Consider the following 13796-nt stretch of genomic DNA (forward strand, 5'->3'; position numbering starts at 1 on the left):
GCAGCGTTGCAAAAGGAAGGAAACGACTCTGGAGACTTCTTGCAGCGAACGACCTGCCGGGGCCGCTACCCCCGCTACCCGCCAGACGCGGAGGAGAACCTAGCGGAGGGGTACCCCTCGGTCGGGTCCCTCTGCCCCCCCGCCGACCCCGCGGGCACAAAACCCTCGATACCGTGAGATTGCGTGGATCGGATTGGTGTCCGCACCATGGAAACCCCGGTCGACAACGCTAGGCTTCTCAGCTCTTTGACCTGTCCGCAGTGCCCGCGGTACATGTCCGCACTTTCAAGGATCCACATGAAATTCATCTTGCGCGCCTGCTGCTCAGCCGGCCTCGAGCGCGGTCGCGGCTATGTGGCCGACGCCGATGCGCCGCCCATCGCCGGCCAAGGCTTCGGCTGGTCTTCTGCGCCGGGTCCACCTATCGCCGAGATCGAGCACGAAGTCGACGAGAGAACGTGTTGGCATGAAGCGGCGCACGCCGTTCTAGGTTACGGATTCGGTTGGAATATCGAAACCGTCTTCGTCGTTCCGCCCGAGTCTGTACGCTGGGCCGTTGGCTCGAAACGAGAACCGCACCTCGCCGTAATCAACTCGCTTGGCGGCCCGGCTGGCGAGGACGAGCGCGTCGCTTGGTATTACGACGAAACTGACGCTAACGTTATCGACTATCTAGATCGCGTCCGTCAGTGCGAGGCCGGAAACTGTGACCAGTGCCGAGCATCGTTAAACATCTGGCATCTTACCGGTGTGTCAGCGCCCATCGATGTAGCGGTCGTCAAGTGGCGGCAGGCCGAGCTCAAAGCTCAAGGCCTTTTGGCCCTTACTTTCGTTAGGGCCGCCGTATCCGAACTGGCCGACCTGCTGTTCGCCGATCACATTCTCACCGGCGACGCCGCTGAAACCGTCATTTCCAAACATCTTGAATTCGGCAGCCTTCGTGCTGTCGCGGAGGACCAATGATCGAAATCCGCAATTTCCAATTCTCGCCGGCCGGCTCGACATTTGACGTCGACCTCAATGGCGAGATCATCACCGGCTGCCGGACTACCGAAGATCGGGGGCGCACTAAGGTATTGTTTCCGCAATCTGCTGCCGACGCCGAATGGGACGCCCACACCATCTCCGACATCGAAGCGGCCGTCGTCGCTATCGTCAAAATCTAGGACAATACATGCTCGAAAAACTTCGAAAACTACTGACGTCTGAGACCTCAACCAACATAAAGGCTGCAATCGCCTCCGTTGACCTCGACGCCTTGCGTGCCGACCTTGCCTCCGCTGAAGCCAGCCGACAACAGTTGCTGCTCACCGCCGACGACAAGAAGATCCTGGCGGCCGAGGCGGACATCACCGCCAAACGCCTCAGTCTCGAGCGAGGCACGGCGGCGCTGGCCGCGCTCGAGGAGAAACTTGCCGCCGCGTCTGCCAAGGAATTCGACGCTCAGTTCGAAAAAGACCGCGCTGCGGTCGTTACAAAATGCGAAACGGTCACGAAGGAACTAGCCTCGAAGCTGGTGCCCGCTGTGAACGAGATTGCCCGGTTGGGCGACCTTGTGCGCGACGCGACCACTGCTCGCAAAGCGATCTATGGGCGGATGTGCGCTGACATCTCCCAGACAACCGTTGCCGGACGGTCGACCGAAGTTCCGTCACCGCTTCGCGAATGGAATAGGGAAGGGCTGCCTGAATGAGCCGTCATGCTGATTGAGCGGGCCGAGCGCTTCGCTTGATGCCGTCGTGAGGGCACGCCCTAGTAGGGTCACAGTGGCGCCCCCGCCCGGCCACGCGGGCGATACATCCCGGTGCTTGGGCAGAGATGAGAATTTCTGAGCCCGCTTTGCTTTCTCGGTTTTGCTCGCGGCACTCAACGAAAAATGGCCGGGAACGCGTTACAATTCCCGGCCTGAAGCTTGCGGCGCTGTGTGACGCCGGGGGAAATGGCGAAGTTGTCCCCGATCAGTAAGCTAACTGCAAATCCCTAAAGTTTTACGAATCCCTCGCCGCGGTTCGCGGCCGAGCATGTCTGGCTAGAAGCCGGTACGCGCGTAACCGCTCACATCGCGTTCGATAGCGCGTCGACGACAACGATCTTCGCGGGCGCGGACGCTTCTCGGCTGAAAATTGAGATGGAGTGAGAGACAGTCGAGCCGGTCGGAACACCACGTCTGACCGGCCCAGTCTACGTCAGCAAAGTCAAATCAACCAGTGACGTTCCGCGTGGCCGAAATATTCACCAAGCCCGCCTTTGAGCGGGGATTCTTCCATTTCTAGGAGGGCACATGCCCACAACGATTCCACTCGCCGATGGCGTGTCTGATGGCGCGCGGTAAGTTGCCCGACGCGATGAGCTTCCTGCCTCGGCTCTCGGGTGAGCCAGTCGACGTTCTTTCCTTTATGACAATGGAGGACGTCCATAGCGCCCTTCTGGCCCTCGGTGAGCACGTCCAAGAATTCCAAGAGAGGGTCGGATTCTAGGATGGCCACACTTTCTAGCACGCTGAAGCTCACCCTGCTTGACCAAGTATCAGCTTGAGCAAGGCTGATCGGCAAGTCCCTCGACGGCCTCAACCGGCAAACCAACCGCCTACTAGCACCCATGAACTCTGGCATCGCTCAGTTTATGGCGATGGCGGCCGCATATGTGGGCGTCACCCAAGGCATACAGACCACCATCGGCGCGGCGATCTCCTTCGAGTCGGCATTTGCCGACGTGCGGAAGGTTGTTGACGCGACCGACGGCCAGCTTGAGATGATGGCCAAGACCATCCGCCAGATGTCGACCGTCATGCCGTCGACGGCGAATGACCTGGCGGCGTTGTTTGCGGCCGGTGCCGAGGGCGGCATTGCCACTGCGGAATTTGCCAAGTTCGCCGAGATGGCGGCGCGGGTCGGCATTGCGTTCGATATCCCCATGGCGGACGCCGGCGAGCAGCTGGCGAAACTCAAGACGCAGTTGGGTTTGACCCTGACCGAGACCGGTTCGCTCGCGGATGCGATGAACCATCTCTCGAACCACATGGCGTCCAAAGCCTCGGATATTCAAGCCTTCAAGCTTCGCGTCGGCGCCCTCGGTAAGATGGGCGGTCTGGCTGCGGAAGAAATCGCCGCACTCGGTTCAGCCATGATTGCCGCTGGCGCAGAGCCGGAAGTCGCGGCGACTGCATTGCAGAACGTGGTCAAAGCAATGACGCGCGGCGGCTCCGCCAAGGCGGCGCAGAAGAAGGTCGCGAAAGCACTCGGCCTGAATCTTCCCGCCCTGGCGAAGGAAATGCAGAAAGACGCCCCCGGCGCCATTAAAAAGGTGCTGGCGGCTATTGCGAAGCAGCCGAAAGGCCGGCACACTTCGCTGTTGTCGGACTTTTTCGGCGACGAGGGAAAAGCCTTTGCGCCGCTGGTCGGGAACATCAAATTGCTGGATGACGCGCTGGATAGTGTGGCGGACAGCGCGAAGTACGCTGGGTCGGCGTATAAGGAATATATCGAGCGGTCCAAGACCACGGCGACCGTCCTGCAGATTCTGCAGAACAAATTCAGCGAATTGGGTCGTAGTATCGGCGACTCGTGGCTACCAACCGTGAAGGAAGGTGCCCTTGCGATAGGCCAGTTGCTGGATACCATGGGTGATCGCGCCGGCGTGCTCGACGACCTCAAGTATTCCGTGAAGGGTTTTTTGAACGGCCTCTGCTTCAAGGGCGGCGTGGCTGACGGCATCAAGGCGCTCGGCGATCTGCTGCTTGGCCCCGCCGATGGTTCCGCTTCCGCTGACAGGCTGGGCCAAATATTCGTCCGGTTCCAAGAGTTTGGGCAGCAAGTAAAACAGTTCGGCGCGGACGTCGCTGATGGCATCGCTAAGTTCGAAAAAGCCTTCAAATTGAAAGACGGCGCCGTCGGCGACACCATCAGCCAGATCAGCGGCTGGGGGCTTACGTTGGGCGCTGCGTCGATCGGCATCAGTATGGCTGCCGGGGCCATTGCTGCTCTCGGGCGGGCACTGTGGGTGCTGTCAGGCGGCGCTTTGGTCGTTGGCGGCGCAAAGGGTTTAGCCAACCTGTTCTCTGCGCTGAGCGGCTCGTCCGGCACCGTAATGAATGCGGCGTCGGCGGGCAGTAAGGCACTCCTCGGCGCCAAGCCTGGTGCCTTGCGCTCGGTGCGAAACTGGCCGCCGAATGGGACAAGCTCGGAAAGTTTGCCAAGGTCGCGACCGTCCTCCAGACGGTCAGCGGCCTCTTCGATGCCATCGAGAACAGCATGTTCGACGGACTGAAAGGTAACGTCAACGACACGCGCTCGTTCGCAAATTCGATGACTCGTTGGCTTTTTGGCGACAAGATCGCTGACGAGTCTTTCACGGCAAAGCCGGTTGACGGAGCCGCACTGCAGGCCGGCACTGGACCAAGCTTGGCGCAACTGCTCGCCGCTATTGACCAGCGCCTAAGCGTCACAAGTCCGACCGTTCAGACCGGCGTCGGCCAGCAGCTCGCCATCCAGAACTCGCAGTTCCCCGGCAAGCAAAAAGACGACTTCGACATGGGCCGCAAGGTCGTGTCAATCGACGGCGCGTCTATTGCCGCCATGGTGGCGCCCTCCGGGGTTCAACAGGTGCATGTGACCAACTCGATGGTTCCGAACGTCTCCGTGAGCGCTCCCATCACCGTCAACGGCGTTATGAATCCGGAGGCGGCCGAAAGTAGCGTTGCGTCAAAGCTCGGTGCGGCGGTCAAGAATGCTGTCTCGGCGACGCACACGGACTAAGTCGGCCAGAAAGAAGAGGGCCGGCCACGCATGGAGTCATAACCGGCCCTCCAGCCCAGAATACCAACCGTCTTCTGGCGCCCCGCCGATGCGATTGAGATCTCATTTTGATTCAACTGCAAGTCTATTGCTGTTGAGATTGGAGGGACTTGTTCAACAACGAAACCCCGCCCGCGGCAATGCGCGAGCGGGCTCTTTCGCCGCTCCATGCCGGCGCAACCGGCAACTGACGCCACCGATAATATGACAATACCTCAACGTGTGCCTGAAGGCTGTGTCGTTGGGAACACTGTGGAAAACATATGTGGGTAAGGCTGAACCTACCGTGAACCGGCTTGGAACAGCGTGGCCGCGGACAGCGGCGTGGCTTCGAAGTTGGGCGCGACTGTGAAGAATGGCCGAGCGTTGATCGCGCTCGGCCGAGCAACATGGAGAAAGTCAGCGTGCGCCCAGTGCATTACCGGAACCTTACGGAAAGAGGTTTTGTGCGGTAGCGTACAAAGGGAACCGGGCGTCGTCATGGAGTCGGCGCCCGGTGCGGCAGGGGACGCCGGGCCTTGAGCTTGATTGCAATTTTTTGGAAGCGCTTTGCTTTTAACCTGGGCGGGAGGGTACTACACGTCGCATGGCTTTTGTCAGTCCTGTGGTAGAACTTCATTGACAATAGCTAGTTGCCTCGCAAGCGACTGAACATGATGCATTGGTACTGCGTAGATCATTCCGCTGTTCGGCTTTGTGTACAGGCTTGGAACTTCCTCCTCGACGCCGTTCTTCTTGGTGTAGATCTTACTATGGCTTTCCCGCTCAAAGCGGTATTCCACCACGACACCAAGGACCGCGGGTTGCCCATTTTGATTGTTGGCCCATACCGGCGCGCCGGAATATCCTGGGTTGTTGAAGCCGTCGAGGACGAGTACCTCGTAGCCGTTGATTTTAACAATTCCGCTGAAGCCGGCACCCGTCACCGGTGGCGAGGCAAATCCATTTTCGTTAGGGTAGTTTGTCGCCAAGCCGTGTGGGAAGCCGACAAAAGCAATCCTTTGCCCTGGCAGAACCTGCGCCGGCTCGTTAAGGCCGAAAGATCTGCGAAACTTAAGACCCGACGAAGAAAACACGGTCACGTCATACTCTGTGGAATGCATGATAGATAGGATCGGCATCTTCCAATACGAATCGTCAGCCTTGCGGAACAGTACGTTGTCGCCGACCTGCGCCCCCTTAACTGCATGCTTGGCGGTCACAAAGTACGTTTTCCCGGGATCGCCATGTAAAAAGCAGGTCGCAGACTGATTATTGTAGACACAGTGGAACGATGAGATCACCTCCTTCGCTCCAAGCAGGGGCGGTGACATCATTGGGTGAGAGTTTACCATCCGGCGCTCGTCTTCTTTCCGGTCGCCTCTTTGCTGAGCCGAGGCTTCTTCCGTTTCCATACGTCAAGGTTCTCCGCGCCGCTTGCGCCCTTAGAGGAAAATTCGTGGATGACCCAAGATAGCCATCATAGAACTTCTTGACCAATGGCACCGGCCAACCGGCGTGGGCCTCGTCTTTGCGCGGGAAGCCCTTCAAGCTCGGCAGAACCGTCGTCAGCCAGTAGGATGCCCTGTCCTTGCCGACGATCGCAACGGCGATCTGCATGTCGATCGCGAAAAGCGGGAGGTCGTCGAGGGTGAGCGGCTTGGTCGGCATAGTTGTATCTAAAATTGCTGTGATTCTGATGTCGGACAGCCGATTAGGCCGGCGGGTGTAGTTTGTTGATGAGGGCCTGAATGTCTTCGGAAACCTGCTCGAGCTCACGAATGATGCGTATCGGGCCGGCGTAAAGGTATTCGGCAATTTGTGGCTCCCCGGCTAGTTGCCAATACTTCCCAGCAATCTCTGGCATGTAGCCCAAGTATGGCTGATTCACTCGCGGAGTGGTTATGATATTGAAGTCGCCGCAGAAGATGGGGTGCGCTTCTAGGACTTCGACTTCGTAAACATGCCCTCCCTTGCGAAACCTATGCCTGAACACCATTGCGGCAGGCAGGCTCGTCCAAAGAAATGTCGATGTTAGGCGTGACGGCAGAGCTGGATCGATTGCGAGTCCGGCTGTCTCCAAGGCCACCTCCCAATAGAACACTTCTTGGTTAATGGCGAAGACGCCATCGACGCCGACCTCAAGAAGTTTTCTGCCGTATTCCCCAGGCGCAAGCTCTGTGCCAACGGCAAGCGGCTGCGCGGATACGTGGTAGTACATCCCGTTCGTCGACCCCGCGTGCTTACCTATTCCTGCCTCGTTTGATAATCGAGCAGCGAAGCAAAATGTCGTCTATTTTTGATGCGGCGTTATGATGAACATCAATTGAAAAACTGTCGCCGATATCGCGCGTCCTGCAATTGATCGCAATGGCGCCGACCTCAGTTAAGGTCAGCGTGACTACTGCTTCACTGCGCCTTCCCGCCTCAGAGACAGTAATAGCTAGGAGTTTGTCTTCAATAGCTGGTTGTAACTCAAGGTCGTTCTGCCCGACCGTATTATTCAGGCCTGCGCACCGCGATGCAACTGTGTCTACAAATGCGGCCCATGCTTCGTCGTCCTTCGCTTTGGCTTGGCTACGATCCCTCTTCCGCTTCTTTTGGCAGCCAATTGCATTATGGAGGCTAGCCTCGCATCGGTATCATTGGTCATGCGCAAATCTCCGTTCTATTTTGAATACAACGGGCAGAAGCATTGGACAATCTAGGGGCCTGAAAAGGCACACGAGCCACTCAGTTTCCACGGTATTATGAGCAGTTAAGAAGCATCTTCGAAACGCCCGCCGCAGATCCGAGTACGTTCGCCAACGCCCGCCGATCGGACGGCGCGGAATAGTGCGCTCGGCCGAAAAGCCGGCACACTCGCAAAAGTGCACCGGCTTCGCCGACCGTCCCGTACGTGATGCCGCCACATCACTCGGTCGTCCACCAAAATAAGCGATCGCGAATGTTTCATCTTTGACCAGGCTCAATTTTGGATAGAAAAAGCCCGGCCGCGACAGGGCTGAAGCGGCCGGCTAGATGTCCGTCGCGATGGCCCAGGGAACGAGCGGGGCGACGGATCTTTCATACAAGGTGCCGAAGCAAGTTAGGCCCGGCGTTTCGAAAATAGGAAACCAGTGACCTGTTACCCGATGGCTCGTAGCGCATGAACACCGACGAGGGCCAACACTACCAAGACCTGGGCGAGATCGAACAATGGAAACCTCCAGCGATGGCCAAGTCGGCGCGCGAGAGCGCGGGGTAGTAGCCGACTTAATTACGAAGATTGTGGGGTGGATTGGACGCGCGATCAAATAAAAAGAATTTGACGGTAGTCAAAATTTTCTAATGGTGCCACAACGGAAAACCGGCCGCTATGACACGGACGGAAAGTTCATGGCACCGCTCGCGCAGTCTCGGAAACTATGCGGCGTCGACGAATTCCTCGACCTCTCAAGTCGCCTTTCACGGAGTGCAGAACGCTACCGTATTGCCGCCGCTGAAGGGCGAGTAGATCTCGATCTTCCACCCGCCAAATGGCCAGTCGTTTTTACGGATTGCTTTGGATACCTCAGCGCAGATTGCTCGCGCTTCAAGTCCACGAACGTCCGCGGTCACCTGAACCGCAGCGTGCCACGCCGACACCTCACAAGGCTTTGATGCAAATCCGGCCGCATCTACCACGCCGCAAACAATGTAGGCGGTCGCTAGCGCGTCCTCTGGTGCCCGTCTTGTTGGCGTGGCCACTACCTTGGGCGCCTCTTCAATCTTGTGGCAGACTCGACCCGCGCGCGCCACCAACTTACGCACGGCATCTGGACTCGTGCGCAACGGCGACTTGATAGATGTAGGGTCCACAAATTCGAGCACCACTCCATCGAAGGTAAGCTTGGATCTGCGATGGGTCGCCTCGATCGCGGCAGCATTAAGCGCGACGGCGATTCCTTCGATGATCAAGAAGGACCCGAACCACGTCGGAGAACAATACATGTCCGCGTCCTCTGGCTTGATCGGCAGCGGACGGAACAGCAATACGGTAGTGGGCACTTCTATGAAGTCTTCGACTACTTGCTGCTTCGTTTCTGATTTGATGGTGATCTCGACATCAGCAGCAGAAGAGTAGCTCGCGAACGAGGCTATTCCTGCTGCAACTATCCCAAGTATCTTTGCTCCCATGCATCCGACGCTACTCCACGGTCCCGCCTAATGCAATAAATCTCGGAGCTTGGACCTGGCATGTGGTGGCGCAGCCCGTACACTATCTTGGCCCCTTACCGGCAGCCTTGATTCTGGGGTGCATTCTCGACGAATTGGTATTCGAAAAGACCCACATGCAGATTGGCTAGGTAGCGCCAGCATCTTCGCAATGCCCGCGGCGATCCGCGAGGGTGTTCACCCTATGAAAGTTGCGGGCAAACCCGCCAATCTCCCCGCATGCAACGCGAAGTCCTGCGAAGCAAACGGAGTCTATGCTGATGCTGTGGCGATGATAGAGTCCAGATCGGGAACGTGGAAAAGAAAAGACCCGCCGGAGCTAGGCTCAACGGCGGGCAAAAGGCGCGGGAACCGGGCAGGTTGGCCCGCGCGAAACTAGGTTCAGTGCTCGGTGAGAAGTTCCTCGATTTACCGCACCGGAAAGCTCGTAAACTTGGTAGGACACCTCCTCTGCGCCCAGGTCGTCGGCGAGCGAGAATATGTCCCGAATGGCCGCGACATTGTTGAGCAAATCGTCGACCAGGCGAGTTGCGATATACATTCTCATCGTCAGGTCGTTGAGCGCGTCGATCATGTCATCCCGCGGGGTCGGATTTTTTGGCGGGCACGGCTTCGCCGGTCGCCTTGAATGCGGCGTTAATCATGATCTGGTCCTTGGGTTGCGGGTTTGTTTAAGCTTTGATACGAATAGTATTAGATGAAGGGCCGAAGCGTGTCAATACTAAAAGTATCAATTCGGCAAGTGAAGGCCGCCCGAGCCTTACTCGATTGGTCCCAGTCCGACCTCGCCCAACAATCCGGGGTATCAGAGCCAACGATCAAAAGGCTGGAATCTAGCGACGGAGACCTCGCCGGAAGAGTGGCAACCGTTGCTGCCATCCGGGCTGCACTGGAATCTGCCGGCGTCGAGTTCATCAATGGCTCGGGCGTAAAGTTGAGAGCCTCAAATGAATGATTAGGCTGAAAACGAGTTGCCCGAATTCCGTGCAGCCCTGAAAGCTGCAAGGGAGTTGACGCATGCGATTCAAGCCGCCGCCGATGTGGGTCTGGAGTTGGACGCGGCGCTGGAAGAGTTCAAAGTCGGCAACAGGACACACAAGCAGGTCATGCTTCGCGTGATCTCGATCCCGAGGCAGTAGTCTACCGCCGCGGCCCGTCGATCAGTTCCGCCGCTGGCTTCGCGCCTTCAAGGATAAGGTCGGCCCACAGTTGAGCCAGTTCGCGCCGGCGACCGATATGCAGGGCGCGGTTATAGGCGCTCTCGACGCGGTCCTTGGCGGTATGGGCGAGCATGAGGTCGATAATCGGCTTGTCGGCCGCGAACCGCTCGTTCATCACGGAAGAGAACGTTGCGCGCCAGCCGTGCGGCACGTGCTTTGAATGATACCCCGCGCGGTTGAGCAAATACCCCATCGCGTTTTCGGACATCGGCTTATGAGCGTGTCTAGCGTTCGGAAAGGCGAGGGGGCCTTTGCCGGTGACGGTGCACAAGACATCGATCGCGGCAATGGCCTGGCTTGATGACGGCACGAGGTGATCGCGGGACTCGTCGTCTTTGTTGGCGAGCCTCATTTTCATTCGGGCCGCCGGGATGCGCCATACCGGATTCTCTGCATCGATGTCGGCCCATTCCGACCAAGGCGTTTCGGCAAGCGTGCCGCGTCGGACGGCAGTCAGCGCGAGGATGCGCAGCGCCAGTTTCGTCACGGGATGCGCAGGCTCGTCATCGGCTTTCTGCAGCATGACGCGAGCGGCGGCCAGATCGATAATTGCCGGCTGTCGACCCTTTTTGAGCGGCGCCATCGCTTTCTGAATAGCCGCAGCCGGGTCGGCGTCGGCGCGCTGGGACGCGATGGCATAGACGAAGACCGCCGACATCCGCTGGCGTACGCGCCGGGCGGTTTCGATTGCAGGCCGCGCCTCGATCAGCCGAAGAACACCAGGCACGGCCGAGGCAGTGTTATCCCGGATTGGGATGGCGCCGACAAATGGGAAGACTTCATTCTCAAGGCTTGTGATGACGTCGTCGGCATGACGCGGCACCCACTGGCTCTTATTCAGTGCGAACCATTCTCGGGCAATGGCTTCGAAGGTATTGGCATTGCTGTCGCTGGCCGTGATCTTCCTGAGCTTCTTTTCGACGCCAGGGTCGCGGTGCTCACGCAACAACGCCTTTGCATCGTCTCGAGCCTTCCTCGCGTCAGCAAGGCTGAGGGCGGGGTATGGGCCGAGCGACAGTAGCTTTTCCTTCCCGGCGACTTGGTACTTGAACCGCCACAGTTTGCCGCCTGACGGCGTAATATAGAGGTGCAGGCCGCCCGAGTCAGCGAGTTTAAAAGCCTTGTCCCGCGGCTTTTCGTTGCGAACCTTGGTATCCGTCAGCATGCGGTGATCTCCAAAATACCCCGACATGCCAAAAGATACCCCATTTGATACCCCGAGTAAAACGGGGTGCGATGGGGTATGTAGGCGTAAAATGCGGTAACATCAGGCAACTGATGTCGCCCCAAGATATTGATTTTACGGAGAAATTTGTAAGGATTGGGAAAAATTTTTAAGGCTTCTGGCGGATGGGGTGGGATTCGAACCCACGGTACGGTTTCCCGCACGCCGGTTTTCAAGACCGGTTCCTTAAACCACTCGGACACCCATCCAACGCGTTGAAATGATTGAGATACCGTCCGGACAAAGGTATCAGGCCCCGGCTTGCGATAGGCCTGCAATCATTTCATTTCCGCCCTGCGCTTATAGCGGCTTGCGAGACGGCGTCAACTTGTTCTGTGGCCAGCCTCGGCTCTCACGATCACGTGGAGCGTCGGAGGGTCTCAGTTCAATTGAACATGCATGTTAGGCGCGGTTTTGCTGCGTTTGCCGTGATATTCGGGCATATCGCGGCCGCATTGGAAACCATCGGCCACTTCATCGGCCACCTTTCGCGCCAGTTCATTGGCATTTTTGTTGGCGGAAGCGTCGACCATGCCGATGGCGCAACTCACCGGGCTGTCGGGCTGGCCGACCTTCGAAACAAGCAGGACCTCGGGCAGCGGCTTCTCGTTGAAGTTATAGTTGGAAAACTTGTAGCGAAGGATGGCTGCGCGAGGCGTGCCCGTGTCGTCGAGACGCCACTCGATCTTGTCGCCTGCAAGACTATCGGCGTCGAAGTCCTCATTGTGCTCTGCGAGGAATTGATCCGAGAGATGGCCGAACAATACTTTCGCGCGCCGGTCCCATTTGTTGAGGATTTTGTATTCCTTGTATCCTTGGCAATGCAGCGCCCAAGGGATGTCCTGACCCATCTCCTCCATTTCCTTCTGGTCCTTTTCGGAGATCGGCGAGAGGTCCACGCACCGCTCTTTGCCAAAGGGGAGGTCCTGATAGATGCTTTCGCCTGCGAGTGCGAATGGCGAAATCGCAAGTCCAACACAGCAAGCCAGAATACGAACTCGGGCGCGCATGACCAATCCTCCCCAGAGGGCATCACTGTTCACTTGAAAGGGCTACGTATCAAGGCGCTGCGGTGACTATTTTTGGGGTGAGATTGGATGCAGATCAAGCGGCGGTCAGCAGCTTTCATATGCGGTGTCGCCTACCGTTTGAGCACAAGCGTCGCGCCGGCAAAACGCTCGGGGTTTAACCCTTCCGAAACCATAAATCGTAAATCCTAGTCCAACATCCGGAAATCATTCGCAATTCCGCTCCTTTATTGGCATGGTCTGAGCAAGTGTGGTTAATGAAGCCATAGGTGAGCGGGCTTTCGCCTGTCGTCAGTGGCGCAGAATAAGACAGTATTGCGTATGACGGGTGACGGACGAATTTTGAGGGGCGCGGCGCGCCTGCTCGTGGTTTCCTTGATATGTGCCTTCGCCGCATCGTGCGCTTCGACGAAGGATGCGCCTACTCCGAGGAAGAAGCGCAGCAAGGAATATTTCTCCGAGACGGAATATGGCGTGAAGGCCTCGCCGCGCCTCTATTACGGCCGCCACGTTCCCAAGGGCGGCGGCCGGGACGTCACGGGCAAGCCCTATAAGGTGAAGGGCAAGTGGTACGTCCCGAAGGAAGACAAAAAGTACGACAAGATGGGCCTAGCCTCGTGGTACGGTTCGGCCTTCCACGGCCGGCAGACCGCAAACGGCGAGATCTACGACCAATATCACCTCTCCGCTGCTCATCCGACGTTCCCGCTGCCGAGCTATGCCCGTGTGACCAATCTCGAAAATGGCGACTCGGTGATCGTCCGCGTCAACGACCGCGGTCCGTATCATCCCGGACGTATCATCGACCTTTCTAACAAGGCCGCCGAGATGCTGGAGGTGCAGAACAAGGGCACTGTGAAGGTGCGCGTCCAATATGTCGGCCGTGCCCGCATGGACGGCAAGGATATGCCGATGCTTCTGGCGTCCTTCACTCAAAAGGGCGATCGCATGAAGCGTTTCAATCCCGGGCAAATCGCCACAGGGGTGATGGTGGCTTCTGCTGACAAGAAATTCACCGTGCCGCGCGATACGCATGAAGAAGATGCCGTCGAGTTCACACCGTCGGCGACTGCACTTCAGTCGACCAAGGCGGTGACGACTTCCTTCGATCTGATGCAGGATTTTGTCCAGCTGCCGGAGCTCGGGCCGGTGCCGCGCGAGCGTCCGTCACAACTGGGCGAAAACAATATCCTGCTTTCGGCCTATGCGGCCGATCGGATCGACACTGCGTCTGAGCCGTTCGAATATGTGCTGGCCGACGGCAATAAGCTTGATGCCGATTCCATCCGTGCGTCCGTGAAAAAGCGGCAGCCCGGCCTCTTCTAGTCAGGCTTGTTACGCCGGGTCTTTCAGG

The 13796-nt window shown here is 57.9% G+C and carries 14 protein-coding genes and 1 tRNA gene; 8 read left to right on the top strand and 7 right to left on the bottom strand.

Translation table 11 applies throughout. The features are described 5' to 3' along the window. Nucleotides 1–297 precede the first annotated feature (297 nt). The 5 genes from AC2YI2_RS26185 to AC2YI2_RS26205 all read left to right on the top strand — a co-directional run bounded on the left by AC2YI2_RS26185 (nt 298) and on the right by AC2YI2_RS26205 (nt 4754). Nucleotides 298–963, top strand: a complete 666-nt coding sequence (locus AC2YI2_RS26185; RefSeq protein ID WP_487389468.1) for a hypothetical protein — start codon at nt 298–300, stop codon at nt 961–963. Next, a complete protein-coding gene (locus AC2YI2_RS26190; RefSeq protein ID WP_487389469.1) occupies nt 960–1166 on the top strand; it encodes a hypothetical protein in 207 nt (68 codons plus the stop codon). Before AC2YI2_RS26185 ends, AC2YI2_RS26190 begins: the two co-directional genes overlap by 4 nt. 8 nt (nt 1167–1174) lie before the next feature. After that, nucleotides 1175–1693 (top strand): hypothetical protein, encoded by a 519-nt coding sequence (locus tag AC2YI2_RS26195; protein WP_487389470.1) that lies wholly within the window; start codon nt 1175–1177, stop codon nt 1691–1693. A 905-nt stretch (nt 1694–2598) separates the two neighbouring features. Further along, nucleotides 2599–4266 carry a phage tail tape measure protein gene (locus tag AC2YI2_RS26200; protein ID WP_487389471.1) on the top strand — a complete coding sequence of 556 codons (1668 nt, stop codon included), beginning with the start codon at nt 2599–2601 and terminating at the stop codon, nt 4264–4266. Next, nucleotides 4251–4754 (top strand): hypothetical protein, encoded by a 504-nt coding sequence (locus AC2YI2_RS26205; protein ID WP_487389472.1) that lies wholly within the window; start codon nt 4251–4253, stop codon nt 4752–4754. Before AC2YI2_RS26200 ends, AC2YI2_RS26205 begins: the two co-directional genes overlap by 16 nt. A 635-nt stretch (nt 4755–5389) precedes the next feature. On the opposite strand, the gene AC2YI2_RS26210 is transcribed toward AC2YI2_RS26205, so the two are convergent. The 4 genes from AC2YI2_RS26210 to AC2YI2_RS26225 all read right to left on the bottom strand — a co-directional run bounded on the left by AC2YI2_RS26210 (nt 5390) and on the right by AC2YI2_RS26225 (nt 9543). Then, nucleotides 5390–6187 carry a S1 family peptidase gene (locus AC2YI2_RS26210; RefSeq protein ID WP_487389473.1) on the bottom strand — a complete coding sequence of 266 codons (798 nt, stop codon included), beginning with the start codon at nt 6185–6187 and terminating at the stop codon, nt 5390–5392. Nucleotides 6188–6486: 299 nt separating this feature from the next. After that, nucleotides 6487–6993, bottom strand: coding sequence for a DUF2441 domain-containing protein (locus tag AC2YI2_RS26215; protein ID WP_487389474.1), 507 nt, complete (start codon nt 6991–6993; stop codon nt 6487–6489). A gap of 1226 nt (nt 6994–8219) precedes the next feature. Then, complete coding sequence (locus AC2YI2_RS26220) at nt 8220–8930, bottom strand: hypothetical protein (RefSeq protein ID WP_487389475.1); 711 nt, start codon at nt 8928–8930, stop codon at nt 8220–8222. 364 nt (nt 8931–9294) lie between these two features. Further along, on the bottom strand, nt 9295–9543 hold the full coding sequence (locus AC2YI2_RS26225; protein WP_487389476.1) for a hypothetical protein: 249 nt from the start codon (nt 9541–9543) through the stop codon (nt 9295–9297). 123 nt (nt 9544–9666) lie between these two features. On the opposite strand from AC2YI2_RS26225, the gene AC2YI2_RS26230 reads away from it, so the two are divergent. Both AC2YI2_RS26230 and AC2YI2_RS26235 read left to right on the top strand, forming a co-directional pair. Then, nucleotides 9667–9924, top strand: a complete 258-nt coding sequence (locus AC2YI2_RS26230; protein WP_487389477.1) for a helix-turn-helix domain-containing protein — start codon at nt 9667–9669, stop codon at nt 9922–9924. Between the two features lie 16 nt (nt 9925–9940). Then, nucleotides 9941–10108 (top strand): hypothetical protein, encoded by a 168-nt coding sequence (locus AC2YI2_RS26235; RefSeq protein WP_487389478.1) that lies wholly within the window; start codon nt 9941–9943, stop codon nt 10106–10108. A gap of 1 nt (nt 10109) precedes the next feature. Here the strand turns inward: AC2YI2_RS26235 and AC2YI2_RS26240 are convergent, their stop codons facing one another. The 3 genes from AC2YI2_RS26240 to AC2YI2_RS26250 form a co-directional block, all read right to left on the bottom strand. Continuing rightward, complete coding sequence (locus AC2YI2_RS26240; protein ID WP_487389479.1) at nt 10110–11354, bottom strand: tyrosine-type recombinase/integrase; 1245 nt, start codon at nt 11352–11354, stop codon at nt 10110–10112. Between the two features lie 179 nt (nt 11355–11533). Further along, nucleotides 11534–11623, bottom strand: a tRNA-Ser gene (locus AC2YI2_RS26245). A gap of 171 nt (nt 11624–11794) precedes the next feature. Continuing rightward, a complete protein-coding gene (locus AC2YI2_RS26250; RefSeq protein ID WP_487389480.1) occupies nt 11795–12430 on the bottom strand; it encodes a hypothetical protein in 636 nt (211 codons plus the stop codon). Nucleotides 12431–12763: 333 nt separating this feature from the next. Between AC2YI2_RS26250 and AC2YI2_RS26255 the strand changes: the two genes are divergently transcribed. Next, on the top strand, nt 12764–13768 hold the full coding sequence (locus AC2YI2_RS26255; RefSeq protein ID WP_487389481.1) for a septal ring lytic transglycosylase RlpA family protein: 1005 nt from the start codon (nt 12764–12766) through the stop codon (nt 13766–13768). Nucleotides 13769–13796: the final 28 nt, after the last annotated feature.

The sequence above is a fragment of the Rhizobium sp. SRI_017 genome, from assembly GCF_057586295.1.

Bases quoted from the DNA above. Each gene is read 5' to 3' on its own strand.
- AC2YI2_RS26185 (WP_487389468.1), top strand. From the start codon at position 298: ATGAAATTCATCTTGCGCGCCTGCTGCTCAGCCGGCCTCGAGCGCGGT.
- AC2YI2_RS26190 (WP_487389469.1), top strand. From the start codon at position 960: ATGATCGAAATCCGCAATTTCCAATTCTCGCCGGCCGGCTCGACATTT.
- AC2YI2_RS26195 (WP_487389470.1), top strand. From the start codon at position 1,175: ATGCTCGAAAAACTTCGAAAACTACTGACGTCTGAGACCTCAACCAAC.
- AC2YI2_RS26200 (WP_487389471.1), top strand. From the start codon at position 2,599: ATGAACTCTGGCATCGCTCAGTTTATGGCGATGGCGGCCGCATATGTG.
- AC2YI2_RS26205 (WP_487389472.1), top strand. From the start codon at position 4,251: ATGTTCGACGGACTGAAAGGTAACGTCAACGACACGCGCTCGTTCGCA.
- AC2YI2_RS26210 (WP_487389473.1), bottom strand. From the start codon at position 6,187: ATGGAAACGGAAGAAGCCTCGGCTCAGCAAAGAGGCGACCGGAAAGAA.
- AC2YI2_RS26215 (WP_487389474.1), bottom strand. From the start codon at position 6,993: ATGTACTACCACGTATCCGCGCAGCCGCTTGCCGTTGGCACAGAGCTT.
- AC2YI2_RS26220 (WP_487389475.1), bottom strand. From the start codon at position 8,930: ATGGGAGCAAAGATACTTGGGATAGTTGCAGCAGGAATAGCCTCGTTC.
- AC2YI2_RS26225 (WP_487389476.1), bottom strand. From the start codon at position 9,543: ATGATCGACGCGCTCAACGACCTGACGATGAGAATGTATATCGCAACT.
- AC2YI2_RS26230 (WP_487389477.1), top strand. From the start codon at position 9,667: ATGAAGGGCCGAAGCGTGTCAATACTAAAAGTATCAATTCGGCAAGTG.
- AC2YI2_RS26240 (WP_487389479.1), bottom strand. From the start codon at position 11,354: ATGCTGACGGATACCAAGGTTCGCAACGAAAAGCCGCGGGACAAGGCT.
- AC2YI2_RS26255 (WP_487389481.1), top strand. From the start codon at position 12,764: ATGACGGGTGACGGACGAATTTTGAGGGGCGCGGCGCGCCTGCTCGTG.